This window comes from Ochrobactrum teleogrylli (genome assembly GCF_006376685.1).
Classification (GTDB): domain Bacteria; phylum Pseudomonadota; class Alphaproteobacteria; order Rhizobiales; family Rhizobiaceae; genus Brucella; species Brucella teleogrylli.
The window spans coordinates 83,006-108,925 of sequence record NZ_VEWL01000005.1 but is presented as its reverse complement, the minus strand read 5'-3'; the positions used below and the strand labels follow the sequence as shown (position 1 = coordinate 108,925).

Sequence of the window (25,920 nt, the reverse complement as noted above, 5' to 3'; positions counted from 1 at the left end):
TTTTGCCATTTTCTCGTCGGGTTTTCTTCACAGAAGCGGGCATTTCGTGCCGCAATTACCGACGATACCTCCTCCCCATCAGCACGGCATGGGCAACTTCGAACTCCCAACATGCTGCCCGCCCGATAAGGGACCGTGTCAAACGTAATTTGTGTAAGGAGAATGCTATGCGCACTCTTAAGTCTCTCGTAATCGCCTCGGCTGCGCTGCTGCCGTTCTCTGCGACTGCCTTTGCAGCTGACGCCATTCAGGAACAGCCTCCTGTTCCGGCTCCGGTCGAAATGGCTCCCCAGAACACCTGGGCTGGCGGTTATACCGGTCTGTACCTCGGCTACGGCTGGAACAAGGCCAAGAACGACATCGTCGGCACCGTAAAGCCTGACGACTGGAAGGCTGGCGCTTATGCTGGCTGGAACTTCCAGCAGGACCAGTTCGTATACGGTGTTGAAGGTGACGCTGGTTACTCCTGGGCCAAGAAGTCCAAGGACGGTCTGGAAGTCAAGCAGGGCTTCGAAGGCTCGCTGCGTGCACGTCTCGGCTACGACCTGAACCCGATCATGCCATACATCACCGGTGGTATCGCTGGTTCGCAGGTTAAGCTGAGCGGCAATGGCGACGACGAAAGCAAGTTCCGCGTTGGTTGGACTGCTGGCGCCGGTATGGAAGCCAAGCTGACCGAAAACATCCTGGGCCGCGTTGAATACCGCTACACCCAGTTCGGTAACAAGGACTATGACCTCGGTGGCACCACCGTTGGCAACAAGCTCGACACCCACGACATCCGCGTCGGTCTCGGCTACAAGTTCTAATTATCTGATAATTGAACACGGAAAACCGGGTAGGCAACTGCCCGGTTTTTTGTTGCCCGAATTTTCTTCGGGCAGACAGGCCCTCAATAACCTTCCTGCTGTGCGGTATCGATCAGCCATTTACGAAAAGCGGCCATCGCGTCCGTTTCCGGGCGCGATTGAAGTCGGGCCAGCCAATAGCTGCCCATCGTCACCGTTTGCGGGAAGGGCTGGACGATTGTTTCGGCGTGAAGCTGCCGGGTGAACATTGACGGCGGCGCAAGCGCGACACCTGCCCCCTGTATTGCAGCTTCCATCATGGCCAGCGACGAATCGAACATGATGCTTTTGGGCAGCGGCATGTCGCCGGTGACGCCAGCAGCAGCAAACCATTGCGACCATTCATCGGCCCGATAGGACCGAAGCAGTGTATGGCGAGCGAGATCAGGCGGTGTTTTCAGCTGACTGGCTATGTCCGAAATGCACAAGGGCGAAAGCGGCGCTTCCAGAAGGCGGGTTGCCTCGACGCCGTGCCACGCCCCGGACCCGAACCGAATCGCAAAATCCAGTCCCTCAGCGGCGATGTCGACGCGGTTATTATTGGTCGAAAGCCGCAAATCGATAAACGGATGCGTGGTCTGAAAATCGCGCAGGCGAGGGATCAGCCAGCCGACGGCCAAAGTTCCGACCACACCAACGCGCAGAACCTCGCGATAATGTCCGCCTTCAAAACGTTCCAGCGTCCCGGCAATGTTATCGAAGGCCTCCCGCAAGGTGGGCAGCAGCGTTTCACCTTCATGGGTGAGCAGCAATCCGCGCGGCAAGCGTTCGAACAGGGTGACATTGAGGCGGCTTTCGAGGCTTTTCACCTGATGGCTGACAGCGGCTTGGGTCACGCATAATTCGATTGCCGCCTTGGTGAAGCTGAGATGGCGTGCCGACGCCTCGAAGGCGCGCAGTGCATTCAGGGGAAGATGAGGCCGGACCATCGCTATACCCAAATTTTTCTAATGTCAGAGGCAAGATAACGTCGTTTGTTTCGGACGTATAGCTCGCTTATATCGAGAGTGCCGAATAGACGGGTTTTGATTTCAATTCACCTGCATCCGGTTTAACGCGCGTTATTTCACATGAGAACACACCGATTCCTTCCGCATGTCTCCCACGCGGCAGGGAAATCGGTTCACAATGAGGATTGCGTATAAGTCATGAGAAAAACTACCGTTTCCGCCTTGAGCATAACTGCCGTCGCCAGCCTGTTGACCAGTGTCTCCGCACAGGCCGCAAACGCGCCGAGCGAGAAAGAAATCAGGCATCTGGTCGATGAAACGATCAAGCCTGTCATGGCCGAACACAAGATTCCCGGAATGGCTGTCGCCGTTACGGCGGGTGGCGAGACCTACTTTTTCGGCTATGGCGTCGCCTCTAAGGAAAGCGGACAGAAGGTGACCGAAGACACGATCTTCGAGATTGGTTCCGTCTCCAAAACCTTTACCGCGACGCTCGGCGGGTTGGGGCTTGCGGAGGGTGCGTTTAAACCGGGGGACACGGCGACGAAATACGCTCCCAAACTGGCAGGTAGCAGCTTCGACAAGGTCTCGATGCTTGATCTTGGCACCTACACTGCTGGCGGTTTGCCCCTGCAATTTCCAGACAGTGTCACCGACCACAAGACGATGATCGACTATTTCAGGAATTGGAAGCCGGATTATCCTGCGGGCACGCAGCGCCGCTATTCAAATCCGAGTATCGGTCTGTTTGGTTATCTCGCCGCTCAAAGCATGGGCGAGCCCTTCGACAAGGTGATGGAAACAAGGCTCATTCCGGCCTTCGGCCTGAAGCACACATTCATCCAGGTGCCTGAAAGCCAGATGAAGAATTACGCCTATGGTTATTCGAAAGCCAACAAGCCGATCCGCGTGTCTCCCGGCGCCTTCGACGCGCAGGCTTATGGAATCAAGACCACTGCGCCGGACCTGATCCGTTTCGTTCAGTTGAATATGGACAGCACATCGCTTGATCAGCCGATGCAAAAGGCCGTAGCGGCCACGCATACCGGCTATTACAAGGTTGGCGACATGACACAGAGCCTTGGCTGGGAGCGTTACGCCTATCCTCTGAGCCTGAAAAGGCTGCTCGGCGGCAACACCTCCGATATGGCGATGAAATCGCACAAAATCGAAAAGCTCGACCCACCTTTGCAGCCGTCGGATGACATGCTGCTCAACAAGACCGGTTCGACCGGCGGTTTCGGGGCCTATGTGGCCTTTGTGCCGGGCAAAAAGATCGGCATTGTGATGCTTGCAAACCGCAATTATCCCAATGAGGCGCGGATCAAGGCCGGTTACCGCATTCTGAAGGCGCTGGACGGCAATCAATAATCGCTGAAAATACAAACGCCCCGGATAGCGGCTGCCATCCGGGGCGTTTGAAAGCTTGGCGCAGAACTTAGCCTTGCGGCAGCAAAGCCGCCAGTTCCGGATGCAGTTCCTGATAACGCTTGATCCAGCGCTTCAGCTTCGGACGTCCACGTTCCCATTTGCCATCGAAGCGCAGCGCGAGATAGCCCAGCACAGCAGCGACGGCGATATGGCCCGCATGCAGCTTGCCCGCCAGACGCGGCGGGGCCTCATTGAGCAGGTCGAGCGCGCGCTCGGCCTTGCGCCATTGCAGATCCAGCCATGGCTGGTGGATCTTATCTTCCGGCCGCAGGCGGCGTTCATAGACATGCGCGAGCAGAACGTCGGCCAGACCATCGGCAATAGCTTCATAACGCTCGGCATCGGTGCGCTTTTCCGCATTGCGCGGGAAAAGCTTGTTGCCGGAAACGCGGTTCAGATATTGGGTGATGGCGCGGCTGTCGAACACCGCCTTGCCGTCATCGGTAACAAGGGTTGGAATCTTGCCAAGTGGATTGGCGTTGATGAGGTTCTCCGGCTCCGCCGACGTGTTCACGACCACGCTTTCAAAAGGGACGCCTGCATAATGCGCGGCCATGCGCACCTTCGCGCTGTAAGGCGAGGCGGGTGAATAGAGAATCTGCGTCATATTTGATTCCTGAGAATGAAGATTATTGGGTTGCCGGCATCATGACCGAACGGCTGCGGCAGGCGTTATTATTAACCTCCTGGCAGGCGCGATATTGGAGATCCTTCGTCATGCAGATGCGCACTTCCTGAAGATAATTGCGCTGGCAGGTGACAGAAATGCCGCTGGCCTTCATGCCCGGATTGGCTGCAAGAAAGGCTTTTTCGACCAGCATCGGGTCAACCCGGCGGTCACCGCTTACATTGCGAAGGCTGGGCGGAATATTGACCTGCTCATAGGCGTTGCGCAGCGTGTCGAAATAATCGCTCTGGGACAGACCCGAGCAGCTTCCGTGCTTGCGCCATTCATGGCCTATCAATCCAGCGGCCGGCATGATGTCCGACAGGCTGGAAATAATCTGACGCGGAACATAACCGCCGCGGCTGCGCACATTGTCGAGCTGGCAATTGGCCGGATAGCCCCATTCATTTTGGGGCCAGAGACCATGGGCGACGAAGCCGAAAGGGCGCTGGTTGTTGCATTGCTGCTTGTTGGCGCGACGGCCTTCCGACGCGCAATAGCTCGGTGACCAAGAAAGCGACAGCACATAGAAGTCGAAATCGCCGGGCACATCGCCATTGTCCTGGTCGTCAGCAAGAGCTGCACCCGACAATATTGTCGTCGCCATCAGGGCAATCGAAAGCAAAGCGCTTGGGACAGCCGCCAGTCTTCGCAGCATGGAACCTCCGGTCAGGTCAGCGGAGGACGCGGCAGCTTGGCGCGTCGTAGACATACCAGCGGTCGAAGCCTTCAACGCAGAATTCCACGTTGCGACCGACCGATGCAAAACCCTGACCTTCTTCGACTAGATACCAGACGGAACGGTATTGGCCGTCGCTTAACACGGCAGTGGCCTTGCAATAGGTGCGTTCGATTTCTGCCGGGTTGGTCTTCGGCTCATAACGGGTCAGCTGAACATCGCTCATCGCTGAAATGCCGACTTGCGGCAGTTCGGGAACGTGGCGCACCTGATAGCCGAAACGCGAGACCACCGAGCGCAGCACGCTCTGCTGGTTGCAGACGGTGTTATCGACCACGGCTGGTGCAGACTGAAGATAATCGGCAGCGTTGGCGGGCAGGGCTGCAAAAGTCACCGGCAGGACGGAGGCGGCGAAGAGGGCGGCCCGCGAAAAGCGACCGAAGCGATCCAGTTTGCCCGAGGTAAGTTGCATGTCTCTATCCTGTCCCAAAATGCGAACGCGAAGCGCGCGCTTATGTCTGTGATAGCCGAAGCTTTGCTTCGCGCAGTTTCTTTCAGCACGCGGCAGCGGTCAAGAGCGATCCGTCTCGCCGCGTATCCACCGAACACTGAAATTGCTACCCTTTTCTTCGGCCAGCAGTTTCGTAAGGCTGGGAAGCACGGTTTGCATCTCACTTTCGAGTGTATAGGGCGGATTCACGACAATCATACCGGTGCCATCGAGGCGCGGCTCGGATGAGGGCGGGCGAATCGCCAGCTCGATCTGCATGATCTTCGGAATCCCGGTTTCATGAAGCCGCTTGGCGAAGCGCTCGGTTTCCTTGCGGTCCTTCACCGGATACCACAGCGCATAAGTGCCGCCGCCGAAGCGCTTGTGCGCCTTGGCGAGACCATCCACCATACGGTCGAATTCGCCTTCAATTTCGAACGGCGGATCAACCAGCACGAGGCCGCGTTTTTCCTTTGGCGGCAGATGCGCGCCAAGCGCCAGCCAGCCGTCGAGTTCAATGACGCGCACCTGATAATCGCCGTCGAAGCGCTTTGCCAGTTTGGCCGCATCCTGCGGGTGCAGTTCCAGCGCTGACAGGCGGTCCTGCTTGCGCAACAAATGCCGCGTCACATAAGGCGAACCAGGATAGTGGCGGAGTTTTCCGTCCGCGTTCACCGCCCGCACCGCATCGAGATAAGGCGTGAGCAGTTCCAGCACTGCCGGTTCGATCTGGCCTTTTTCGACCGCTTCGATGACACGGTGAATGCCACCCGTCCATTCGCCGGTCTTACCCGCTTCGACGCTTTTCAGGTCGTAAAGTCCGATGCCCGCATGGGTGTCGATGACGCGAAAGGCCTGATCCTTGCGCTTCAGATAGTCGATGATACGGGCGAGGATGACGTGTTTGACGACATCCGCGAAATTTCCGGCGTGATAGGCGTGACGATAATTCATGATCGCGCTTGTTTCACGGCTTTCCGCTTTCGGCAAGAGGATACCAATTTCCGATTCGCCACGACTGTCATAAATGTGACATACAGCGGTCACCAACCGCATCTTCACCTGAGTCGAGCTTGCAATGTCCGGTGGCGTCCTTCTGATCGTCCTGTTTGGCGCGTTTCTTCACGCGAGCTGGAACGCCATCGTCAAAAGCAGCGGCGACAAGTTTTTCGCTGCCGCCAGCGTGACCGGCGCTGCCGGTTTCATCGCCTTGTTCATCGTGCCATTTTTGCCGATGCCGAATGCGGTCAGCTGGGTCTATATACTGATGTCGACCGTCACCCAGACTTTCTATATGTCGCTGGTGGCGGCGGCCTATAAATCCGGCGATATGAGCGAGGCCTATCCCATCATGCGCGGCACGCCGCCTTTGCTCGTTGCGCTGGTCAGCGCGCCGCTGGTGGGCGAGGTCATGGGCTGGAAGAGCTGGCTCGGCATTGTGTTCATCTGTTCGGGCGTGCTGGCCATGGCGCTGGAAGCAAGGCGGCGCAATCGCGGCACCTCCAGTCGCACGGCCATTCTGGCGCTGACCAATGCCGGGTTTATTGCCGGTTACACCATCATCGACGGTCTTGGCGTGCGGGCGTCGGGTGCGCCGCTTTCCTATACATTGTGGCTGTTTGTCATCAATGCCGTGCCGTTGGCGGGCTGGGCGCTCTATCGCGAGCCCGACCGTTTTATCAGCTATATGCGCAATCGCTGGCGTCCGGCGCTGATCGGCGGCGTGGGGACGCTCGGTTCCTACGGGCTGGCACTCTGGGCGATGACCATGGCGCCGATTGCCGTGGTGGCGGCCTTGCGTGAAACCGCCATCCTGTTCGGCATGATCATTTCTGCGGTCGTGCTGAAAGAAAAGGTGGGGCTTCCCCGCTTTGCGGCAGCAGCACTCATCGTTCTGGGGGCGATTACGCTTCGCCTCTCTTAGCAACTCTCTGTCGAAAACATATTTCACCGTGTGAGCGCTTGCGGTAATAAAGAAATATGAACGAGCAAGTTTCCATATCCAATATCAAGATCGGTCATTCGGCTTGCCCGCATGACTGCCCGTCCACCTGTGCGCTCGACGTCGAGCTTCTGGACGAGCGCACCATCGGTCGTGTGCGCGGTTCGAAGGACAACAGCTATACTGCGGGGGTCATCTGCGCCAAGGTGGCGCGCTATGCCGAACGCGTTCATCATCCGGATCGCCTGAAACACCCTTTGATACGCTCCGGCGCTAAGGGCGCGGGCGAATGGAAACAGGCGTCCTGGGAAGCGGCGCTTGATCTGATTGCCGAGCGGTTTTTGAAAGCCGAAGCCGAATATGGCAGCGAAAGCGTCTGGCCTTATTATTATGCTGGCACGATGGGGCTTGTTCAGCGCGATTCCATCAACCGTCTTCGCTTCGCGAAGCGCTATTCCAATCAGTTCGACAGTTTTTGCACCAATATGGCCTGGACGGGCTATTTCGCCGGAACTGGTAGCCTGATCGGCCCGGACCCGCGCGAGATGAGCAAGGCTGACGTGGTGGTAATCTGGGGCACCAATGCCGCCGCCACGCAGGTTAATGTCATGACCCACGCCGTGCGTGCGCGCAAAGAGCGTGGTGCAAAGATCGTCGTCATCGACATTTATGCCAATGCGACCGTGCGACAGGCCGATATGGGCATCGTACTCAAGCCCGGTACGGATGGCGCCTTTGCTTGCGCCGTCATGCATGTGCTGTTCCGCGACGGCCTCGCCGATTGGGATTATCTGGAGCGCTACACCGATGACCCGAAGGGGCTGGAAGCGCATCTGGCAACCCGTACGCCGGAATGGGCCTCTGCCATCACCGGTCTGACGGTTGAGGAAATCGAAGCCTTCGCGCATCTGGTCGGCAAGACCAAGCGGACCTATTTCCGCCTTGGCTATGGCTTCACGCGGCAGCGCAATGGCGCGGTGAATATGCATGCCGCAGCTTCTATCGCTTGTGTGACCGGGGCATTCCTTTATGAAGGCGGCGGCGCGTTTCACTCCAACGCGCATATTTTCAAGTTCGACAAGCGCGAGATTGAAGGCCGGGCGATGCAGGATAAGACCATCCGCTTCCTCGACCAGTCGAAGATCGGGCGCGTTCTCACCGGCGATCGCGAGGCGCTTTATGACGGCCCGCCCGTCATGGCGATGCTCATCCAGAACACCAATCCGATGAATGTGACACCGGAACAGCGTCTTGTCCGCAAAGGTTTCGCGCGCGAGGACCTGTTCGTCACCGTGCACGAGCAGTTCATGACGGATACGGCCAAGATGGCCGATGTCGTGCTGCCTGCCACCACATTCCTGGAACATGACGATATATATCGCGGCGGCGGCCAGCAGCACGTCGTGCTTGGGCCAAAGCTAATCGAACCTTTAGCCGAGGCGCGACCGAATATTTTCGTCATCAACGAACTGGCCAAGCGGCTCGGCGTTGGCCACCTTCCGGGCTTTTCTGTCGATGAGCGCACGCTGATTGACAATATGAACGCCAACAGCGATCTGCCGCATTTCGACGAACTGAAAGATCGGCGTTTTGTGGACAAGCAACCGCCTTTCGAGGAAGCGCATTACATCAACGGCTTCAAATGGCCCGATGGCAAATTCCGCTTCCGTCCTGACTGGACGGGTAGTCCTGCACCGGACCGTCCGCCGGAAGTCATGGGCCTGCAAGGCGAGTTCCACTCGATCCCGGAATTCCCGGATTATTGGGAAGTCATTGAGGTGGCGGATGCCGAGCATCCGTTCCGGCTCGCGACATCACCGGCGCATAATTTCCTGAACTCGACTTTTGCCGAAACGCAGACCTCTATGGCCAAGGAAATCCGCCCGGAACTGCTGATTCATCCAGACGACGCGGCGGAACTTGGCATTGCCGATGGCGAACGGATCGAGATCGGCAATCATCGCGGCGAAGTGGTGCTGCACGCCGTGCTTCGCGCTGGTCAAAAACGCGGTGTGGTGGTGTCGGAAGGCATTTTTCCAAACACGTCATTCGAGCGCGGCGAGGGGATCAATACGCTGCTCGGTGCCGAGCCCGCCGCTCCTTATGGCGGTCTGGCGGTGCATGACACAAAGATCTGGATCAGAAAACTTGCGTAATAAAAAGCCGCGCCGAATGTCTTCGGCGCGGCTTTTCCGTAAAGCAGGCTAACGATTAACCGGCGTAGTTCAGCTTCAGCTTGGACACACCAACAGCTGCATTGAGGCCACGCTGGCCCTGAACCGAAATCGGCTGCAGCGAAATCGTCTTCCAAGAACCACCCGTCAGGATGTTCGTGCCGAAACCGATGCCGATGGCTGCATTGGCCGAAGCGCCGACATAACGGCCCTTGAGTGCGCCTTCCGGACGAACGGTCGGAGCCCAGACGGCCCAGGCGACAGTGCCGCCATTGATAAAGCCGACGTCAACGCCGAGCTTGGTGATCGTTCCGGTGTAATGTTCCAAAGGATTACCACGGCGCGCAGGGCGGAACACACAATCAACCTCCTGCTGGCTGCCGATGATCACACCGATCGCCGGGGAAATGTCGCAGGTCAGGGTGCCGACTTCCGAACGCGGCTGCGTGCGACCCGAAGCGGGAGGAGCTACGAAGTCTGCCGCGATGGCGGGAGCGGTGACAGCAATGCCGGAGATGACGGCCATTGCGGACAGGAAGGAAGTCGAAAAACGGAGAGACATGATCTTGTCCTCTTCTTGAACACATATTGAAAGAGACGGGGCTGCATAGGCTCGTCTCAATAACGGGGATTGCCGAAGCAAGTTCCGTTACAAATCTGAATTAGAGCTTTTTGCGGGAAATTAAAGTTTTATTAACAAAAAACTTGGGGTGTGATGAATTTGTCGCGCATATGCGCGGAAGCGCCCTCAGGCGCTCACGAGCATCGCGTCGGCTAGAGACGCATCATCGTCCTTCTGGCCATTCGCAAACTGCCGCAGAACGAGCGGATAAATCCGATGTTCGGCTTTCAAAACACGTGCTGCCAGCGTGTCGGCAGTGTCGCCGTCGATGACCGGCACGGCAGCCTGAGCCAAAATGGGGCCTTCGTCCATGCCTTCCGTCACAAGATGCACGGTGCAGCCTGCAAGTTTCACACCGGCGTCGATAGCGCGCTGATGTGTGTGGAGGCCCGGAAAAAGTGGCAGCAGGGAAGGGTGGATGTTGAGGATGCGTCCTTCATAGGGCGCGATAAAACGCCCGGACAGAAGCCGCATATAGCCAGCGAGGCAGAGGAAATCAGGCTTCAGCGCAGCCAGCGCGGCGAGGATCGCATCTTCATGCTCTTCCTTCGACGCAAAATCACTGCGCGTGAAAACTTGTGTGGCAACGCCAGCGGCTTGCGCTTTCACGAGGCCGCCTGCATCTGCCTTGTCGGAGAAGACAGCCACAATCTCAACGGGGAAGTCGGGCGCCTGCGCAGCCCGGATCAGCGCCTCCATATTGGAGCCGCCGCCCGAGATGAAAATAACGGCCCGCTTGCGGCTCATAGTGCGAGCGTGCCCTTATAGACGACGCCGTCCTTTTCGCGTGCGATCATGCGACCGAGCGTGACGACCTGTTCGCCTTCAGCAACGAGGGCCGCGACCACTTCGTCAACCTTTTCAGGCGTGACGACGGCGATCATGCCGATGCCGCAATTGAAGGTGCGCAGCATTTCGTTGGGCTCCACGCCGCCGGTTTTGGCAAGCCAGGAGAAGACCGGCGGTACGGCAATCGCAGTCAGATTGATTTCGGCAGCCAGACCTTCAGGCAGAACGCGCGGAATATTGTCGGGGAAACCGCCGCCGGTGATATGCGCCAACGCCTTGATACCATCCGAAGCGCGGATGGCTGCAAGCAGCGGCTTCACATAAATGCGGGTCGGGGTGAGTAGCGCTTCACCCAACGTCGAACCCGGCTGGAATGGCGCATCGGACTTCCAGCCGAGGCCGGACAGTTCAACAATGCGGCGCACCAGCGAAAAGCCGTTGGAATGAACGCCGGAAGAGGCGAGGCCAAGAATGATATCGCCTTCGGCAATATCGCCGCGCGGCAACAGCCGGTCGCGCTCTGCCGCGCCCACGGCGAAACCGGCGAGATCGTAGTCGCCGTCGCGATACATTCCGGGCATTTCAGCGGTTTCGCCGCCGATCAGCGCCGAGCCAGCCTGACGACAGCCTTCGGCAATGCCTGCAACGATGTCCACGCCCTGATCGGGCGACAGCTTGCCGGTGGCATAATAATCGAGGAAGAAAAGCGGCTCCGCACCCTGTACAACCAGATCGTTCACGCACATGGCGACGAGGTCGATACCAACGGTGTCGTGCTTGTCAGCGTCGATGGCGATCTTCAACTTGGTGCCCACGCCGTCATTGGCGGCGACCAGAACCGGGTCCTTGAAGCCTGCCGCTTTCAGATCGAACAGGCCGCCGAAACCGCCGATCTCGCCATCCGCACCGGGACGGCGCGTCGAACGCACGAGTGGCTTGATCTTTTCAACCATCAGGTTGCCGGCATCGATATCGACACCTGCCTGCGCATAGGTCAGGCCATTATGGCCGTCGAGCTTGTTTTCCGAGGACATGGCCTGCTCCTGAAACTGGGTGCTATCCACTAGGGTCTAAACTCGATTAGGTTTCGGGCGCGGCGCGAGCTGGATTTTGTTTTAGAATAGGAGAAAAGACCGTGATGGAGTAAATCTCCATGAGGGCTTTTCGACGCATTCTGGGACAAAATCCACCGCGTTCCTTCGGAATATGACGGAAATCCCTCATCTTTTCGTCGCGAACACTTGATGGAGATACACTCCACCTTCGCGTTCGCTCCTAAAGCTGAGCGATTTTCGCTCATACCGCGCTCCAAATCCTAATCGAGTTCAGACCCTAGCGCGCAATGCCACGAGATGGCGCTGCCCGCAAGGTCAAGAAGCGGGAAAAGCGCAAAACTCTGCTGGATTCTGCCCAGTTTTTCGCATGATCGGTCGTCGTCGTGCCGATGACTGCGTTTGTCGCATGGCTTTGCATTTCGCGCGGGCCAGTCTACTCTTAGTACGAAATGAGCCGAGCATCAGCGATAAGATGCCGGTAATGCAATTCTGATATTTTGCCAGCAGATATTTGCAGAGAACGGAACCATATGGTCAAGAAGCCGACGCCGACACGCCAGACAAGCGCCAGAACAGATACCAACCAGACGGCTGGCAGCAAAGTCATTCGCCAGACGGATGCCATCGCTTCGGATGGCAATATCCACGTCAATGTCGAAGTCGGCAGTTTGACGGGAACGACGGTGCGGCGTCAGGCGATGTTCTGGGTCGCGACAATGGCCTTGTTCGTGCTGTTTCTGGTGGTGTTCAGCTCGGTTCTGCTGCCTTTTGTGGCGGGCATGGCTCTGGCTTACTTCCTTGATCCCGTGGCTGACAGGCTCCAGCGTTTTGGCCTGTCGCGTCTGACTGCAACTGTCGTCATCCTGCTGGTTTTTCTGATCGCGCTCGTCGTCGGGCTGATGATCATCGTGCCAATTCTGGCGACGCAGCTTGCCGATTTCATTTCCAAACTGCCCGGATACATCACGCAATTGCAGTCGTTGCTCGCTAACGAAAACTCGCAATGGCTGAAGAAATATATCGGCATCGACAGTTCGGTCATTCAGCAAAATCTCAGCGCGCTGGTCCAGCAGGGCGCCGGTTTCATGACAACGCTGCTGCAGTCCCTGTGGAATTCGGGGAAATCCCTGATCGATATTGCGGGACTTTTCGTCGTCACGCCGGTCGTCGCTTTCTACATGCTTCTCGACTGGGACCGGATGGTCAATCGCATCGATTCCTGGGTGCCACGGGCGCAGCTTCACACGGTGCGCCAGATCGCGCGCGAAATGAATGCAGCGGTTGCAGGCTTCATTCGCGGGCAGGGCACGCTCTGCCTCATTCTGGGCACGTATTATGCCCTGGGACTGACCCTGACGGGGCTCAATTTCGGCCTGCTGATCGGCTTTTTTGCCGGTCTGATCTCCTTCATTCCCTATATCGGCTCGTTCGTCGGTCTGGCACTCGCCATTGGTGTGGCGTTGGTGCAGTTCTGGCCAGACTGGATCATGATCTGTGCCGTCGCGGCGGTGTTTTTCATCGGCCAGTTCGTGGAAGGAAACATCCTCCAGCCCAAGCTGGTTGGCTCGTCGGTTGGCCTCCATCCGGTATGGCTCATGTTCGCTCTGTTCGCGTTCGGTTCACTGTTCGGCTTCACCGGAATGCTGGTCGCTGTGCCCGCTGCGGCGGCAGTCGGGGTGCTTGTGCGTTTTGCCTTGAATCGCTATCTCAATTCACCGATGTACGATCCAGCCTTTCGTCGTCGCGACCCGGATGCGGGGCCGCTGATCGAGGCAGGCGAGAATGCAGGCCCGAATGCAGGCAGGGACAAATGAGACTGAACCGCAATCTGGACGGGTGTGCGGGAGGCAGCGATGCGTGACGCCCCGCGTCAGATTCCGCTGAATCTCGAACACCAGCCCGGTTATCACCGCGAAGACCTGATCGTCACGGGCTCGAACCGTGCGGCGGTTGACCTTATCGACCGCTGGCCGAACTGGGTATCGCCGGTTACGATCCTGGCCGGGCCTACCGGTGCGGGCAAGACGCATCTCGCCGAAATCTGGCGCGCGGGCACAGATGCGCTTTTGGTCGATCCAGCAAGTATTACCGATGAAATCGTTCAGGCTGCGGCAGAGCGCGCCGTGCTGATTGACGATATTGGCGGCGCGCCGTTCGATGAAACGGGGCTGTTTCACCTCATCAACAGCGTTCGCCAGCATGCCGCGCAGGGTTTCGGGCCGTCACTCCTGATGACGTCGCGCCTGTGGCCCGCGAACTGGAACGTAAAGCTGCCCGATCTCGCTTCACGGCTGAAAGCCGCCACAGTGGTGGAAATCGCCGAGCCGGACGATCTTTTGTTGTCGGGCGTCATTCACAAGCTTTTTGCCGATCGTCAGGTCAGCGTTGAGCCGCATGTCGTGACCTATCTGGTCAGCCGGATTGAACGTTCGCTCCTGTCTGCGATCCAGATTGTCGACAAGCTCGACCGGGCGGCTCTGGAACAGAAAACCCGCATCACGCGGGCGCTGGCGGCGCAGGTGCTGGCTGATACGGATGGCCAAACGGGCGACAAGGCAGGCTGACGGTGAAGATTGTCGTCACGGGGGCAGGCGGGTTTATCGGCAGCGCGCTTGTGCAGCAGCTGCATGACGAAGGGCATCAGGTCACGCCCCTCTCTCGCAACGATCTGGCGAATGCGTATTTCTCCGGCACGGAGTCCGTTGTGCACTGCGCGGCCCTTGCCCATCGCACGGGCGCGGAACGACCGGACGCTGATGCTTTCGATGCCGTCAACCACCGACTGACTGTTGAACTGGCCGAAAAGGCGAAACAGGCGGGCGTGAAACGCTTCATCTTCGTTTCAACCATCTATACCATTGCCGAAAATCCCTCGCCGCTGAGACCCGACATGCCGTTAGCGCCGAGGGCAGACGACGATTATGGACGCGCCAAGGCGAAGGCGGAAGCGGTGCTGTTGGCGATGACCGGCATCGAGATTGTCATTGCGCGTCCCGTACTCGTCTACGGTCCCGGTGCACGCGCCAATCTCCGGGCCTTGATGAAGCTCTGCGATAGTGCATTTCCGCTACCGTTCGGCATGGCGAACAACCAGCGCAGCTTCGTATCCTTGCAGAATGCCGCCCGCGCACTTGCTTTCCTATCGCAAGCTCCGGCTGAAAAAGTCGCGGGGCGGGTGTTCCATCTGGCTGAACCCAAACCGCGTTCAACCCGGGAACTGGTATCCATCGCCCGTAAGGCTATGGGGCGTCCGACGCGCCTTCTGCCCGTGCCGCCAATGCTGATGCGCCTGCTGCTGACGGCACTCGGAAAAAAGGGGCTCTATGAGCAGCTGTTCGGTGATCTGACAGCGGACACGTCGTCACTGACCGGGGCCGGGTTTGAATATCTTCCTGGCGATCCGCAGATTGCAGCCATGGCTGCGGAAGTTAAAAAAGCCTAATTCTTATCTCCAACCGCCTTGGGCGGGACGATGCGGGACTGCGTCTGTAGAGGCGCGCTTTTAGCGATCTCCGGCTTCTTCGTGACCGAGCCGGTGATCAGCGTTGCGCTGTCGGGCTTGTTGCGACCGCCGACAAGCTGATCTTCATGAACCCAGCCAATCATATTGGTCTTAGGCACGATGACGCGATGCCAGCGCCCTGTCTTGCCGTAAGAGCGCATCTCGCGTCCCTTTGCGACGGTGCCGATGGCTGCGGATTTGTCCCATGCATTCTTGTGAATGGTCAACTGCGTTCGGGCGTAGACGACCGAAGGCGAATGCGCAGGCGTGTTGACGCCACGCGGCGGCATCATATGCGGGCCGGTCGGCGCTGAGGCGACGAGTTGATTGGTCGGGCGTGGCGGCTTCGGCGCTTGAACGGTGACTTGAGTTGGGGCTTGAGCCGCCGCCTGCTGAACGGGCTTCGGAGCGACAGGCGCTACGGGCGCTGACGGACGCGGTACAGGGCCGACGGCTGCACCATAGTCCTTGTCTTTGTCCTTCGACGGTGCGGTCGTTTCTGGAGCCTTCGCGGTAACCGTGGGCTTGCTTTCCGTACGGGGCGGGGTCGATGCAAAAGGATTGGTCGCGGAGCGCTGGAAAAGTGCCGTCAGCGCGGCTTGCGGGCTTTTGTGTTGCGACGTGGCCCATAGGCTGAAGGCGCCAAGACCGAGGATGGCGGCCAACGCCAGAACAGGCGCAGACGAACCAGATCCGCCCTTGGTGGAGCGGGACCTCTTTTTCGGTGCAGCTTTTCGGGTGGGCTTCCGTGCAGCCATATGTCTGACCCCTGTTCGAATCGCGATGGCTAGACGCTAACAAGTCTTCCTTCGCATTTCGTTACCTGGCGCTTAGCGGGCAAGGGCAGGCCACAAACGGAAAACGCCGCTTTCGCGGCGCATCCAATTCTTCGAGAAGAGGCTAATCAGTGTCCGGACGTCTTGCCGTCACAAGAAGTCTCGCCGGAAACCTTATCCTGTTGTTTCTGGTTCGATTCCTGCTCTTCAACTGCGTCGCGCCACTGTGCCCATTCGCGTTCGTGACGACGATAAAGTTCATCGGAAACAGTCTGGATACTCATTTTGATCCTCCGTTCATCTGGCGATGCAGATAACACGGAGCTGCCCAGAACGTTGCATCACAAAGCGTAAGCACTTGAAATCTAAATCGGTTTATATGTTTATAACCTTTTTAGAGGTCAATTTTCCTCGACGGAAACACCGCCTTCTCCGATTTTCAACTCGATCCCGGCGGGTTTCGTCTCTTCGCGATAGACGTAAAAAGCCAGACCGGCGGCAACGACGATCAATGCGCCGATAATCAGATAAAGCCCGTTTCTGTTCACATTCAACTCCTTAACGTGAGGGGTAAGAATGGAACGCCCGAATGCGCCATCGGTTCCGATAAAGAAAACCCACGCGGCCATGCGCTCGCGTGGGTTGTTGCGGACTTGATCGGCAATCAGTGCGTTATGGCAGGCAGGGTTTCCGCCGGAACCATATGGGTAAATGGCGGCAGATAGGCCTGTGCCATCACGAGAAGACCGATGAGCGACGCCAGCGCAACCGAGTGGAAGAACACATAGCGCAGGATCTTCGACTCATGCCCGTACCACTGGGTTGCCGTGGACGCGACAACGATGGATTGCGCATCGATCATCTTGCCCATGACGCCACCCGACGAGTTGGAGGCAGCCATCAGTACCGGCGAGAGCCCGAGCTGCTCGGCGGTAATCTTCTGCAAGCCGCCGAAAAGAACGTTGGATGCCGTGTCCGAGCCGGTGAGGGCAACGCCGAGCCAACCCAGCATTGCGCCGAAGAACGGATAGACCCAGCCGGTCTGCGCGAATGCAAGACCAAGCGTGGCATCCGTACCGGAATAGCGGGTGACATAGCCCAGCGCCAGCATGGCCGCGATGGTGATGAGCGAGAAGCGCACCACATAGGCGGTCTTGCCGTATTCCTTCAGCAGCTTGAACGGATTGAAGCCCAGAACCAGCCCCGCCACGATGGCGGAAAGCAGGATGCCCGACCCTGTGGCCGACAGCAGATTGAGCGTATAGACCGCCGCTTCCGCATGAGCTTCGGCGACGACGGGCGGCACTTTGAACACCAGATTATGCAGATAAGGTACCTGCACTTTCAGCACCCAGAGTGAGTCGAGCCATGCACGGAACTGTGGCGTGCCCCACAGAAACACGAAGACTGACAGAATCAGCCATGGCAACCACGCACGGAAAACGATTCCGCTCGCATGTTGCTGCGGTGGCGTATAGGGCGCGGCGACTTCGTCGGCATCGAGACTGGTGGAAGTCCAGATGCGTTTCGGCTGCCATATTCTCAGAAATCCGGCGAGCGCTGCCATGGAACAGACGGCGGCAACCACGTCGACCAGCCACGGACCATGGAAGTTTGAAACCAGATATTGCGGAATCGCAAAGGCCACACCGGCAACCAGCAAGGCAGGCCAGACTTCCAGCATGCCTTTGCGTCCGGCAAAGGCCCAGATCAGCCAGAAGGGCACGATAACCGAGAAGAACGGCAATTGCCGCCCGATCATGCCTGATAGTTGCAGAAGATCGATGCCGGTCACGGCGGAAAGCGCGATGACTGGTGTTCCAAGCGCGCCATAGGCCACAGGCGCGGTGTTTGCGATCAGCGACAGGCCAGCAGCTGGGAGAGGGGCAAAACCCAGCCCCATGAGCATCGCCGCAGTGACCGCAACTGGCGTGCCGAAACCAGCCGCACCTTCAAAGAAGGCACCGAAGGAAAAGGCGATGAACAGCAGCTGCAGACGGCGATCCGGCGTAATCCCGGCGATCGAATCGCGCAGAATGTTGAATTGCCCGGTCTGTTCAGTAAGGCGATAAAGAAAAATGACATTCAAGATAATCCAGCCGATGGGCAAAAGCCCGTAGGCCGCGCCATAGACGGCAGTTGCACCTGCCTTGTCGGCGGGCATTCCAAATCCTACAACGGCGATGATGAGAGCGGTCAGAAGACCGAGTATTGCTGCAGTATGGGCTTTCATATGGAGAAAGCCGATGCCGCCCAACAGGACGACAATTGGCAAAGCGGCAAGCAATGTTGACCAGAACATGCTGCCCAAAGGGTCGTATACTTGATTCCAGGGCATGGTTTCCTCCCTTCCTGGACTGAAAAACGTTCCTCTCTTCAATGCAAAATGCTTCACCGGTCTGTCTGCCGATGAAGAGGCAACGGACACCATCCTCTCCCCGGACGTGCCTATTGCTGATTGTTGACTTCTTTAGACGATTGATTGGTAAACTTACTTTACCAGGACTGTCAATTCGGGCTCTTCTGCTACTTTAGGCATGGATATGCTGCTCGTGCAGGAGAAAAGACTGTGCTTGTTCAAATGACGTAACGTCAGGACTTGTTCTGATTCGGGAAAAGCATGCGCCAATACAGGCCGCTTTTTCGTCGTTATTTCAGCGCATATTGGAAGGCCTCTTTGAGAGGAGGCTGTCATGGTCACGCGCGCATTGCCGCCGAAGGAATTCGAGGCACAGAATGTTCGTCAGGGCAGGCAGGGAACCCAGGTTCTGACCGTGTTGATTGTCAGTCTGATGGCGTCCCTCGTCGTGTGGATGTTTGTCGGGCTGTTCGGGTAGAACCAGGCAGTTAGAGCTGCACTATCCTTTCATCGCCTGTCACTCATGACACGGCGGTGTGCGTCGTTGACGTGTATTGCGAGCGAAGGCTCAGTAGGACTGATACTGAAGCTTTCACACGAAAAGACATTGTCCAGATTTAAAAGAAACATCTATTGATAGAGCGGGGGAAGGCACTGCGAGTCGTCAATTTGCATTGACTGGTTGTGATTACCCTGCCGGCGGCTGGGTCGGCACATCAATAAGGGAACCAGCCAAAGCAAATTGGGAGAACTTAGAATGCGTGTCTTGAAGCGTATCGTCGTGGCTGCTTCGGTGGCGACGATGGCAACCATGATCGGCGGACTGGCAACGACTGCTGCAAATGCCGAAGCACCGCTGAAACTCATCATCGGCACTGAGGGCGCCTATCCTCCGTTCAATTTCATTAAGCCGGATGGCACCCTGGCTGGTTTCGACGTGGATATCGCAAAGGCGCTTTGCGATGAAATGAAGGCCGAGTGCACGTTCATCACGCAGGAATGGGACGGCACGATCCCGGCGCTACAGGCCGATAAGTTCGACGCCTATGTATCGTCCATGTCGATCACGGAAGAGCGCAAGAAGCAGGTCGATTTCTCCAATAAATATTATAACACGCCTCCCGGCGTCGCGGTTCCCAAGGATAGTGACATCAAGGGCGTGACCAAGGCGGACCTTGCAGGCAAGACGGTCGGCGTGCAGGTTTCCACCACCCATGCCAATTATGCCGAACACGCCTTCACCGACAGCACGATCAAGGCTTATCCGACTGCTGACGAATATCGCCTCGATCTGGCCAATGGCCGCCTCGATGCCGCCAATGATGACAGCGTCACGCTGGCCGAATGGCTGAAGACACCGGATGGCGCCTGCTGCAAGATGGTTGGCACCTATCCGCCCGACCCGGAAATTCACGGTGTTGGCGTGGGCGTCGCCTTGAAGAAGGGACGTCCCGAATTGGTGGCAAAGTTCAATGCCGCCATCAAGGCCATCCGTGCGAACGGAAAATACAAGGAAATCAACGACAAATATTTCGATTTCGACGCTTACGGCTCGGAAGACTGATTCTATCCGCGAATTTGCACCGGCTTGCGATGCGCGGGCCGGTGCATTCAAGCGAGCTTTTGGCGGGGGCGGGTCCAACTCTTGCGTCAACTGTTCGATTTTTTTATGAAAGTTTGAAAATAGCTCTTGCCTTAGGAAAGCGAATTCTCTAGGGAACTCAACGTCCGAGAGGGCCACGGAGCGTAGCGCAGTCTGGTAGCGCACCTGATTTGGGATCAGGGGGTCGCAGGTTCGAATCCTGCCGCTCCGACCATGTTTTCCCCACCATGATTGACCTGAAAAAGCAAGCTATCCAGTGCTTGGCTTGCGGCGCGTGTCTTTATCGCGTTGACATGGGTTGGTGGGTCTACTATTGCCTTGTTGAAATTCAGAGCCCTTTTGGGGGCGGCAAGAGCATAGTCCAAGGTTCTTCAAATGGTTGCACGCATTTTCCGTCCAGCTAAGACTGCCATGCAGTCCGGTCAGGCCAAGACAGATCAATGGATCCTCGAATACGAGCCGGAAAGCCCGCGCACGGTCGAGCCACTGATGGGCTACACGTCGTCAGGCGATATGAGAAGCCAGATCCGTCTCGCTTTCGATAACCTGGAAGACGCCATCGCTTATGCAAAGCGCTATGGCATTGCCTATCGCGTTGCCGAGCCGAACGAACCGAAGCGCCGCAAAGTGTCCTATTCGGACAATTTCCGCTTCGATCGCACGATGCCCTGGACGCATTGACAGCTTGCCCGGTCTTGGTCATCGCGCTAAGGCCGGAATATGATCGCTCGGGCTTTTACTGAAGCCCGAAGCGCTCAAAATGTCTTCGACTTTTCAAAGACGTGGTCCCGTAGCTCAGCTGGATAGAGCACCGGCCTTCTAAGCCGTAGGTCGCAGGTTCGAATCCTGCCGGGATCGCCACCTTTCCCAAATTTCCGTTCCGTTCTGCCTCCATGCGTTCATCCCGTGGGAAATGTTGCGCGCATGGATTTGCACGCCGGTTCTTGGTCCTGAGGACTTGGAATACCGCGACGGTGAGAATCGCGCTTAAAGGCGCCGGTCTTCTCGTCGGAAAGGTTGTTATGAAGCTCGTGTTTCTCGCAGTATCGTTTGCTATTGTTTTTCTCACTCCGATTGCCTATGCGGCGTCCGACGGACAAGCGGATGGTTGTATCGTCGCACCCCCGCAGAAATGCTGCCCCAACAAGGACAAACCCAATTCTATGATCTGCTTCCCCTATACCGGCAGATCATAAGCCGGTTTGATCCCTGTCATTGTCAGTAAAACTGTCGATATCCGGTGGATAGAGCCCGATTGTCTTTCTTGTTTACAGCTTTCGCGTGTATTTCAGCAAAGCTTTAATAAGTGAAGAGGAGAGGGCATGCGTTATATTCCAACGGCGGTGGCCGGGTTCATCGGTCTGGTTTTGCTCAGCGTTATTCTGGGCTCATGGTACACGATTGACGAAGGCGAACGCGGTGTCGTTCTGCGATATGGCGCGGTCGCCGGGGTCGCGCAGCCGGGACTGGGTTTCAAGATTCCCTTGATTGATTCCATCGTTCGCGTTTCGGTACAGTCGAAGGCGGCGATCTATAACCAGATGGAAGCCTATAGCCGCGACCAGCAACCGGCGACCATGAATCTGTCGGTCAATTATCGCATCCCGCCTGATCGCGTCGAGGAAGTCTACGCCAATTACGGCGGCGAGGACGGCCTGCTGTCGCGTCTGGTCGAGCGTCGCGTTTTCGAGGAGAGCAAGACGGTGTTCGGCAAGTTCAATGCCGTGACGGCCATTCAGGAGCGCAGCCGTCTCAATCAGGAGATCGCAGAAGCCATCCAGAGCAGCGTACGTGGGCCGGTGGTTGTCGACAGCGTCCAGATTGAGAATATCGACTTCTCCGATGCCTATGAACAATCCATCGAGCAGCGCATGCTGGCGGAAGTCGAAGTGCAGCGTTTGCGCCAGAATGCCGAGCGCGAAAAGGTGCAGGCGGAAATCACCGTCACGCAGGCCAAGGCGCAAGCTGATGCGCGCCGTGCGGAAGCCGAAGCGCAGGCCGATGCCGTGCGTCTTCAAGCCGAAGCGGAATCGGAAGCTATTCGTCTGAGGGGCGAGGCGGAAGCAACCGCCATCAAGGCGCGTGGTGACGCGCTGCGGGATAATCCGGGTCTCGTATCGCTGACACAGGCGGAAAGATGGAACGGCCAGTTGCCATCGACCATGTTGCCGAACAGCTCCATCCCGATGCTGAACCTTAATCCGCAGACCGTGTCTGAATGATCGGAAAATGGCGGGGCAAAAAACCCCGCCATTTTTTTGATCTCGTGGCCGGCTTAGCGCGGTTCGTTGCCGCGTGGGCGGATATAGGCACGTGGGCCATGACCGCCCGGGCGTCCGCCGTGCCAGCCGGGACGATCCCAGTTCCGGTTACGATAGCGATAGTCAGGGCGTCCCCAATAACCGCGACGATAATAGTAATCATCGCGATCATTGAGCGCGGAGCCGATGGCCACTCCGGCGATCAGCGGAATGCCGATGAGGGCTGCGTTACGACCGAAATCATTGGAATAGCCGCTGCCGACCGTTCCTTCCTGAAACGCGATATAGCGTGACGACGACCAGCCATGGGTTCCGCCATAGCTCACCTGACACCAGCCATAACCCGAGGTGCAGCCGTGTACTGTCACCGGCGCACCGCCCGGGATGGCGCCCATGGAAGGATAGCTGGTGCTGGGGCCGGTGCGGATATTGAGATTGGCGGTGGAGATGGCGTTTGCGGCCTGCGCCGCGCCAGCCGACAAGACTCCCAACGCCACAATGGCAGCTTTCAAAGCGAGTTTCATCGAACATCTCCCTGAATGAACACGATGAATGACGACAATCTTTTATGAAACGAGACTGTCGGGCGAAAGTTCCTCGTTGGAACTTGGTAAACAGTCGGACGTCAGGGCAATCGGTGAGAAAAGCAATATACGGGACAAAGAAAAAGCGCCGGGATATCCGGCGCTTTTGTATACATTTGCTTGGTGGGTCCGGGCTTAGCGTTTGCAGCGCGCCACGTAGATTTTGCCATGACGGTTGCGGTATTCGCAATTGCCATTGCGCAATTCGCGCACGAGCAGACCACCAAGCGCGCCTGCACCTGCACCGATCAGAGCACCACGCCCGCCGCCGGCGATGCCGCCGATAATCGCGCCTGCACCCGTACCGATGGAAATATCTTTTTCAGTGGTGGTGCAGCCTGAAATTGCCATCAGCGCCACCAGTCCAAGTGCTACTTTCCGCATTTCTATGTCCTCCGTAAGTGCAGTGATGCAATAAGAACGATTCGCCTTGAAATCGGTTGCTCGAAAATAAAGGAGAATTTGCAGCGAAAACAGTGGTTAGCGGCGATAGCGCAGAATGACCGCAATCGCCAGGACGGCCAGACCTATGGCGATGAAACCCTGAATAATGAAAACCGCATTCATCATGATATCGTCCTTTAGCGCTGATGGTTTTCCGTCAAACCACCGCGCATATGGTGCCACTGAAAGCACTTTGCGAAAAGTATAGAGCGCATTCCGGCTGCTGCAAGGTGCCGGGCATGCGCTCGCACTCGATTATGCCCGTCAGATCGCGGCAAAGCCTTTTTCAAGATCTGCGATGATATCGGCAACATCTTCCAGACCAATCTGCAGCCGGATGACCGGTCCTGGATAATTGCCCTTGGCAATCAGGCGGTCGGCAACGCGCACCTGCAGCGCGAGGCTTTCATAACCGCCCCAGGAATAGCCAAGGCCGAAGATTTCCAGCGCGTTGAGGAAAGCATGGGCTTCCGCCTGTCCGCCTTCTTTCAGAACGAACGAGAAGATGCCCGACGAGCCGGTGAAATCGCGCTTCCAGATTTCGTGGCCGGGATGGCTTTCAAGGGCAGGGTGCAGAACCTGTGCGACTGCGGGATGGCTTTCGAGCCAATGGGCAACTTCCAGTGCGCTCTTGCGGTGATGCTCCAGCCGGATGCCCATGGTGCGCATGCCGCGCAGGACTTGATAGGTATCGTCGGGGTTGGCGCAAAGCCCAAGCGTGCCGTGGGTTTCGAGAAGCTGCGGCCAGCATTTCTCGTTGGCGGAAATGGTGCCGAACAGAATGTCGGAATGGCCGGATGGATATTTGGTCGAGGCGTGAATCGTAACATCCACACCGAAGTCGAGCGCCTTGAAATAGACTGCGGTTGCCCAGGTGTTGTCCATCATCACGATGGCGTCGCCTTTGTGGGCAGCTTCAACGATGGCCGGAATGTCCTGCATCTCGAAAGTGTTGGAGCCGGGCGATTCCGTAAAGACCACCTTGGTATTGGGCTTCATCAGAGCCGCGATGCCCGCGCCGATTTCCGGGTCGTAATATTCGACATCCACGCCCATGCGCTTGAGGATCGTATCGGCAAAATGACGGGTCGGATTGTAGATCGAATCCACCAGCAGAGCATGATCGCCGGAAGACAGGAAGGCCAGCAGTGGCACGGTCACAGCCGCCAGACCGGACGGAACGCAGACGGTTCCGGCAGAGCCTTCCAGTGCATTGATCGCATCGCAAAGCGCATCGCTGGTGGGCGTTCCGCGCGTGCCATAGGTATATTTCTGGTTGCCGGTCGCCATGGTCTCGGCATCCGGGAAAAGCACGGTCGAGGCGCGGACAACCGGTGGATTGACGAAGCCGTGATAGTCGCGTGGCTGATAGCCATCATGCGCCAGTCGAGTGTTTATCCCCAGTTTCGCCGTGTTGACTTGCTGCTTAGCCACGAAATTGCCTCCAGACCGTGTTGCATGCGTTCCGCCGGTTCTCTTTTAGAGAGCTCTGCATGGTCGTACCGTCTACCGGATGCGGCCAGATGCGGTTGGCAGAAAGATCAATGATTCCGCCGATAACGGAATGTTTTGAAGTTCATTCGATAAGCCGCGTCTGGGCCGGATGCAACCCTGTGGTCAGTGCTCGAAGTGCAAGATGCGATGCGAAAAGGGAATAATGGAATGTCATCACCGGATATGAAAAACACGCTTCTCAATCCGGTATATGCGGCCATTGAACTTATCCGCTCCTTTCTGCGTCCTGCTTATAAGGGAGCTCCCTATTCCTGGACGATGCAGATGACAGCAATCGTCGTGCTGCTGCCCTTCATCATCCTGATCCTGCACCTATGGGACGCCGATATCGTTCGTGCGGCGGCTGGAAGCACCAATATCGTCATGGAAATCCTGCGAACCGTGACCGACGCGATCCGCACGCTGGTGTGGCTGGCGGTGGCGCTGATCGTCTGGCTCGTGACGGCATTCATCTTGTCGCCCGGTTATCGGGGGCAGATGCGCCCCATTCTCATGCGCTGGCACGGTTGGGCCACGCTGGTGCTGGCGTCCATCGTCGCGGGCAGTATTCCAACGGAAATCGGCAAGCTTGCCATCGGTCGCGCGCGCCCGTTTCTGCTCGATCAATATGGTGCAGCCTATTTCTCGCCGTTCAAGGGCGAGTTTCTCTATGAGAGTTTCCCGTCGGGCCATTCGATGATGGCGGGTATCATGATGATGTCGCTGAGCATTTTTCTGCCGCGCTGGCGCTTTCCGATTATCGTTATCGGTCTATTGTTCTGCATCAGCAGGCTTGCTGCCGGAGCGCATTTCCCGACCGACATTGTGGCAGGTTGTACGATTGGATTGCTCGCAACCTGGTGGGTGGCGCGCTACATGGCGACGCGAAATATTATTTTTTCACTGGATGATAAGCACACGCTCCCCACAGCGTGATTCTGACCTTGACCGCGGCTGTTTTCGACGGCCGCACTAGGGCTATGTTCATTTAAATAACTGTTATTACTCTATTTTCACTTTCGAGATTCCAGCAAGTGTCGAACCTCACACTTTGTTAGTCGCGCTACCCAGAAATTGGGAAACCGTGTAAAAAATTGAACCGCTCTTTCGGGCTTTTCCACGAAACGCGGATTTTGCCGCCGTTATTAACTTGACCAATGCCCAAATATCGCCTTCGATAAGGCGGTGAAGGCGACAGGCGCCGCTGTGCTCGAAAATTAATCAAGAGGCCGGATAAACCGGTCAGGGCG

The 25,920-nt window shown here is 57.3% G+C and carries 27 protein-coding genes and 2 tRNA genes; 14 read left to right on the top strand and 15 right to left on the bottom strand.

The features are described from left to right. Window positions 1-167: 167 nt before the first annotated feature. The gene (omp25, locus tag FIC94_RS10420) at window positions 168-809 is read left to right on the top strand and encodes an outer membrane protein Omp25 (RefSeq protein ID WP_109368681.1); all 642 of its coding nucleotides are present in this window, start codon (window positions 168-170) and stop codon (window positions 807-809) included. An 83-nt stretch (window positions 810-892) separates the two neighbouring features. Here omp25 and FIC94_RS10415 read toward each other — a convergent pair whose 3' ends face one another. Further along, window positions 893-1,777, bottom strand: coding sequence for a LysR family transcriptional regulator (locus FIC94_RS10415; protein ID WP_140024822.1), 885 nt, complete (start codon window positions 1,775-1,777; stop codon window positions 893-895). Between the two features lie 219 nt (window positions 1,778-1,996). Here FIC94_RS10415 and ampC point away from each other — a divergent pair, with 219 nt between their 5' ends. Further along, entirely contained in the window at window positions 1,997-3,169 is a 1,173-nt protein-coding gene (gene ampC / locus FIC94_RS10410) for a class C beta-lactamase (RefSeq protein ID WP_140024821.1), read from the top strand. Window positions 3,170-3,236: 67 nt separating this feature from the next. Here the strand turns inward: ampC and FIC94_RS10405 are convergent, their stop codons facing one another. The 4 genes from FIC94_RS10405 to FIC94_RS10390 form a co-directional block, all read right to left on the bottom strand. Further along, the gene (locus tag FIC94_RS10405) at window positions 3,237-3,836 is read right to left on the bottom strand and encodes a glutathione S-transferase (RefSeq protein WP_140024820.1); all 600 of its coding nucleotides are present in this window, start codon (window positions 3,834-3,836) and stop codon (window positions 3,237-3,239) included. Window positions 3,837-3,858: 22 nt separating this feature from the next. Then, complete coding sequence (locus tag FIC94_RS10400; protein ID WP_140024819.1) at window positions 3,859-4,554, bottom strand: ribonuclease T2 family protein; 696 nt, start codon at window positions 4,552-4,554, stop codon at window positions 3,859-3,861. A gap of 16 nt (window positions 4,555-4,570) precedes the next feature. Beyond that, window positions 4,571-5,047 carry a phage portal protein gene (locus FIC94_RS10395; RefSeq protein ID WP_140024818.1) on the bottom strand — a complete coding sequence of 159 codons (477 nt, stop codon included), beginning with the start codon at window positions 5,045-5,047 and terminating at the stop codon, window positions 4,571-4,573. A gap of 99 nt (window positions 5,048-5,146) precedes the next feature. Further along, entirely contained in the window at window positions 5,147-6,019 is an 873-nt protein-coding gene (locus FIC94_RS10390; protein ID WP_140024916.1) for a 23S rRNA (adenine(2030)-N(6))-methyltransferase RlmJ, read from the bottom strand. Window positions 6,020-6,143: 124 nt separating this feature from the next. Between FIC94_RS10390 and FIC94_RS10385 the strand changes: the two genes are divergently transcribed. Then, window positions 6,144-6,989 carry an EamA family transporter gene (locus tag FIC94_RS10385; protein ID WP_109368687.1) on the top strand — a complete coding sequence of 282 codons (846 nt, stop codon included), beginning with the start codon at window positions 6,144-6,146 and terminating at the stop codon, window positions 6,987-6,989. 56 nt (window positions 6,990-7,045) lie between these two features. After that, complete coding sequence (locus FIC94_RS10380) at window positions 7,046-9,163, top strand: molybdopterin oxidoreductase family protein (protein WP_140024817.1); 2,118 nt, start codon at window positions 7,046-7,048, stop codon at window positions 9,161-9,163. Between the two features lie 55 nt (window positions 9,164-9,218). Here the strand turns inward: FIC94_RS10380 and FIC94_RS10375 are convergent, their stop codons facing one another. From FIC94_RS10375 to purM, 3 genes are all read right to left on the bottom strand, one after another. Continuing rightward, on the bottom strand, window positions 9,219-9,743 hold the full coding sequence (locus FIC94_RS10375) for a DUF992 domain-containing protein (RefSeq protein ID WP_109368689.1): 525 nt from the start codon (window positions 9,741-9,743) through the stop codon (window positions 9,219-9,221). A gap of 186 nt (window positions 9,744-9,929) precedes the next feature. After that, window positions 9,930-10,550, bottom strand: a complete 621-nt coding sequence (purN, locus tag FIC94_RS10370; RefSeq protein WP_140024816.1) for a phosphoribosylglycinamide formyltransferase — start codon at window positions 10,548-10,550, stop codon at window positions 9,930-9,932. Beyond that, window positions 10,547-11,626: a phosphoribosylformylglycinamidine cyclo-ligase gene (gene purM, locus FIC94_RS10365; protein WP_140024815.1), complete on the bottom strand. Its 1,080-nt coding sequence runs from the start codon at window positions 11,624-11,626 to the stop codon at window positions 10,547-10,549. Before purM ends, purN begins: the two co-directional genes overlap by 4 nt. A 551-nt stretch (window positions 11,627-12,177) precedes the next feature. On the opposite strand from purM, the gene FIC94_RS22610 reads away from it, so the two are divergent. The 3 genes from FIC94_RS22610 to FIC94_RS10350 are packed head-to-tail and all read left to right on the top strand — an operon-like array spanning window position 12,178 to window position 15,089. Beyond that, window positions 12,178-13,461 (top strand): AI-2E family transporter, encoded by a 1,284-nt coding sequence (locus FIC94_RS22610; protein WP_109368692.1) that lies wholly within the window; start codon window positions 12,178-12,180, stop codon window positions 13,459-13,461. 39 nt (window positions 13,462-13,500) lie between these two features. Next, complete coding sequence (gene hdaA / locus FIC94_RS22605) at window positions 13,501-14,211, top strand: DnaA regulatory inactivator HdaA (protein ID WP_140024814.1); 711 nt, start codon at window positions 13,501-13,503, stop codon at window positions 14,209-14,211. A 2-nt stretch (window positions 14,212-14,213) separates the two neighbouring features. After that, entirely contained in the window at window positions 14,214-15,089 is an 876-nt protein-coding gene (locus FIC94_RS10350) for an NAD-dependent epimerase/dehydratase family protein (protein WP_140024813.1), read from the top strand. Here FIC94_RS10350 and FIC94_RS10345 read toward each other — a convergent pair. From FIC94_RS10345 to FIC94_RS10335, 4 genes are all read right to left on the bottom strand, one after another. Next, window positions 15,086-15,907 (bottom strand): hypothetical protein, encoded by an 822-nt coding sequence (locus tag FIC94_RS10345; RefSeq protein WP_140024812.1) that lies wholly within the window; start codon window positions 15,905-15,907, stop codon window positions 15,086-15,088. The two genes, FIC94_RS10350 and FIC94_RS10345, sit on opposite strands and share 4 nt — an antisense overlap. Before the next feature lie 146 nt (window positions 15,908-16,053). Further along, window positions 16,054-16,209 carry a hypothetical protein gene (locus FIC94_RS22405; RefSeq protein WP_167836021.1) on the bottom strand — a complete coding sequence of 52 codons (156 nt, stop codon included), beginning with the start codon at window positions 16,207-16,209 and terminating at the stop codon, window positions 16,054-16,056. 117 nt (window positions 16,210-16,326) lie between these two features. Further along, entirely contained in the window at window positions 16,327-16,473 is a 147-nt protein-coding gene (locus tag FIC94_RS10340; RefSeq protein WP_119045079.1) for a hypothetical protein, read from the bottom strand. A gap of 116 nt (window positions 16,474-16,589) precedes the next feature. Beyond that, entirely contained in the window at window positions 16,590-18,263 is a 1,674-nt protein-coding gene (locus tag FIC94_RS10335; RefSeq protein WP_109368696.1) for an L-lactate permease, read from the bottom strand. 355 nt (window positions 18,264-18,618) lie between these two features. Between FIC94_RS10335 and FIC94_RS22400 the strand changes: the two genes are divergently transcribed. From FIC94_RS22400 to FIC94_RS10310, 6 genes are all read left to right on the top strand, one after another. Beyond that, window positions 18,619-18,762, top strand: coding sequence for a hypothetical protein (locus tag FIC94_RS22400; protein ID WP_180917957.1), 144 nt, complete (start codon window positions 18,619-18,621; stop codon window positions 18,760-18,762). A 279-nt stretch (window positions 18,763-19,041) separates the two neighbouring features. Beyond that, window positions 19,042-19,848, top strand: coding sequence for an ABC transporter substrate-binding protein (locus tag FIC94_RS10330; RefSeq protein WP_140024811.1), 807 nt, complete (start codon window positions 19,042-19,044; stop codon window positions 19,846-19,848). Between the two features lie 176 nt (window positions 19,849-20,024). After that, a tRNA-Pro gene (locus tag FIC94_RS10325) sits at window positions 20,025-20,101 on the top strand. Between the two features lie 161 nt (window positions 20,102-20,262). Next, complete coding sequence (locus FIC94_RS10320; protein ID WP_140024810.1) at window positions 20,263-20,568, top strand: ETC complex I subunit; 306 nt, start codon at window positions 20,263-20,265, stop codon at window positions 20,566-20,568. 103 nt (window positions 20,569-20,671) lie between these two features. Further along, a tRNA-Arg gene (locus FIC94_RS10315) sits at window positions 20,672-20,748 on the top strand. Window positions 20,749-21,209: 461 nt separating this feature from the next. Further along, window positions 21,210-22,109 (top strand): prohibitin family protein, encoded by a 900-nt coding sequence (locus tag FIC94_RS10310; protein ID WP_109368701.1) that lies wholly within the window; start codon window positions 21,210-21,212, stop codon window positions 22,107-22,109. 53 nt (window positions 22,110-22,162) lie between these two features. On the opposite strand, the gene FIC94_RS10305 is transcribed toward FIC94_RS10310, so the two are convergent. The 3 genes from FIC94_RS10305 to FIC94_RS10295 form a co-directional block, all read right to left on the bottom strand. Next, a complete protein-coding gene (locus FIC94_RS10305) occupies window positions 22,163-22,672 on the bottom strand; it encodes an SH3 domain-containing protein (RefSeq protein WP_121535680.1) in 510 nt (169 codons plus the stop codon). A 195-nt stretch (window positions 22,673-22,867) separates the two neighbouring features. Next, window positions 22,868-23,116 carry a YMGG-like glycine zipper-containing protein gene (locus tag FIC94_RS10300; RefSeq protein WP_109368703.1) on the bottom strand — a complete coding sequence of 83 codons (249 nt, stop codon included), beginning with the start codon at window positions 23,114-23,116 and terminating at the stop codon, window positions 22,868-22,870. Between the two features lie 324 nt (window positions 23,117-23,440). After that, a complete protein-coding gene (locus tag FIC94_RS10295; protein WP_109368704.1) occupies window positions 23,441-24,610 on the bottom strand; it encodes a cystathionine beta-lyase in 1,170 nt (389 codons plus the stop codon). A gap of 228 nt (window positions 24,611-24,838) precedes the next feature. Here FIC94_RS10295 and lpxE point away from each other — a divergent pair, with 228 nt between their 5' ends. After that, complete coding sequence (gene lpxE, locus FIC94_RS10290) at window positions 24,839-25,606, top strand: lipid A 1-phosphatase LpxE (RefSeq protein ID WP_140024809.1); 768 nt, start codon at window positions 24,839-24,841, stop codon at window positions 25,604-25,606. The last annotated feature ends 314 nt before the right edge of the window (window positions 25,607-25,920 follow it).

Bases quoted from the DNA above. Each gene is read 5' to 3' on its own strand.
- FIC94_RS22610 (WP_109368692.1), top strand. From the start codon at position 12,178: ATGGTCAAGAAGCCGACGCCGACACGCCAGACAAGCGCCAGAACAGAT.
- FIC94_RS10305 (WP_121535680.1), bottom strand. From the start codon at position 22,672: ATGAAACTCGCTTTGAAAGCTGCCATTGTGGCGTTGGGAGTCTTGTCG.
- hdaA (WP_140024814.1), top strand. From the start codon at position 13,501: ATGCGTGACGCCCCGCGTCAGATTCCGCTGAATCTCGAACACCAGCCC.
- FIC94_RS22400 (WP_180917957.1), top strand. From the start codon at position 18,619: ATGGTCACGCGCGCATTGCCGCCGAAGGAATTCGAGGCACAGAATGTT.
- FIC94_RS10385 (WP_109368687.1), top strand. From the start codon at position 6,144: ATGTCCGGTGGCGTCCTTCTGATCGTCCTGTTTGGCGCGTTTCTTCAC.
- FIC94_RS10320 (WP_140024810.1), top strand. From the start codon at position 20,263: ATGGTTGCACGCATTTTCCGTCCAGCTAAGACTGCCATGCAGTCCGGT.
- FIC94_RS10330 (WP_140024811.1), top strand. From the start codon at position 19,042: ATGCGTGTCTTGAAGCGTATCGTCGTGGCTGCTTCGGTGGCGACGATG.
- FIC94_RS10345 (WP_140024812.1), bottom strand. From the start codon at position 15,907: ATGGCTGCACGGAAGCCCACCCGAAAAGCTGCACCGAAAAAGAGGTCC.
- ampC (WP_140024821.1), top strand. From the start codon at position 1,997: ATGAGAAAAACTACCGTTTCCGCCTTGAGCATAACTGCCGTCGCCAGC.
- FIC94_RS10375 (WP_109368689.1), bottom strand. From the start codon at position 9,743: ATGTCTCTCCGTTTTTCGACTTCCTTCCTGTCCGCAATGGCCGTCATC.
- FIC94_RS10300 (WP_109368703.1), bottom strand. From the start codon at position 23,116: ATGCGGAAAGTAGCACTTGGACTGGTGGCGCTGATGGCAATTTCAGGC.
- FIC94_RS10390 (WP_140024916.1), bottom strand. From the start codon at position 6,019: ATGAATTATCGTCACGCCTATCACGCCGGAAATTTCGCGGATGTCGTC.
- FIC94_RS10405 (WP_140024820.1), bottom strand. From the start codon at position 3,836: ATGACGCAGATTCTCTATTCACCCGCCTCGCCTTACAGCGCGAAGGTG.
- purM (WP_140024815.1), bottom strand. From the start codon at position 11,626: ATGTCCTCGGAAAACAAGCTCGACGGCCATAATGGCCTGACCTATGCG.
- FIC94_RS10335 (WP_109368696.1), bottom strand. From the start codon at position 18,263: ATGCCCTGGAATCAAGTATACGACCCTTTGGGCAGCATGTTCTGGTCA.
- FIC94_RS10395 (WP_140024818.1), bottom strand. From the start codon at position 5,047: ATGCAACTTACCTCGGGCAAACTGGATCGCTTCGGTCGCTTTTCGCGG.
- FIC94_RS10415 (WP_140024822.1), bottom strand. From the start codon at position 1,777: ATGGTCCGGCCTCATCTTCCCCTGAATGCACTGCGCGCCTTCGAGGCG.
- FIC94_RS10380 (WP_140024817.1), top strand. From the start codon at position 7,046: ATGAACGAGCAAGTTTCCATATCCAATATCAAGATCGGTCATTCGGCT.
- lpxE (WP_140024809.1), top strand. From the start codon at position 24,839: ATGTCATCACCGGATATGAAAAACACGCTTCTCAATCCGGTATATGCG.
- FIC94_RS10310 (WP_109368701.1), top strand. From the start codon at position 21,210: ATGCGTTATATTCCAACGGCGGTGGCCGGGTTCATCGGTCTGGTTTTG.
- FIC94_RS10400 (WP_140024819.1), bottom strand. From the start codon at position 4,554: ATGCTGCGAAGACTGGCGGCTGTCCCAAGCGCTTTGCTTTCGATTGCC.
- omp25 (WP_109368681.1), top strand. From the start codon at position 168: ATGCGCACTCTTAAGTCTCTCGTAATCGCCTCGGCTGCGCTGCTGCCG.
- purN (WP_140024816.1), bottom strand. From the start codon at position 10,550: ATGAGCCGCAAGCGGGCCGTTATTTTCATCTCGGGCGGCGGCTCCAAT.
- FIC94_RS22405 (WP_167836021.1), bottom strand. From the start codon at position 16,209: ATGAGTATCCAGACTGTTTCCGATGAACTTTATCGTCGTCACGAACGC.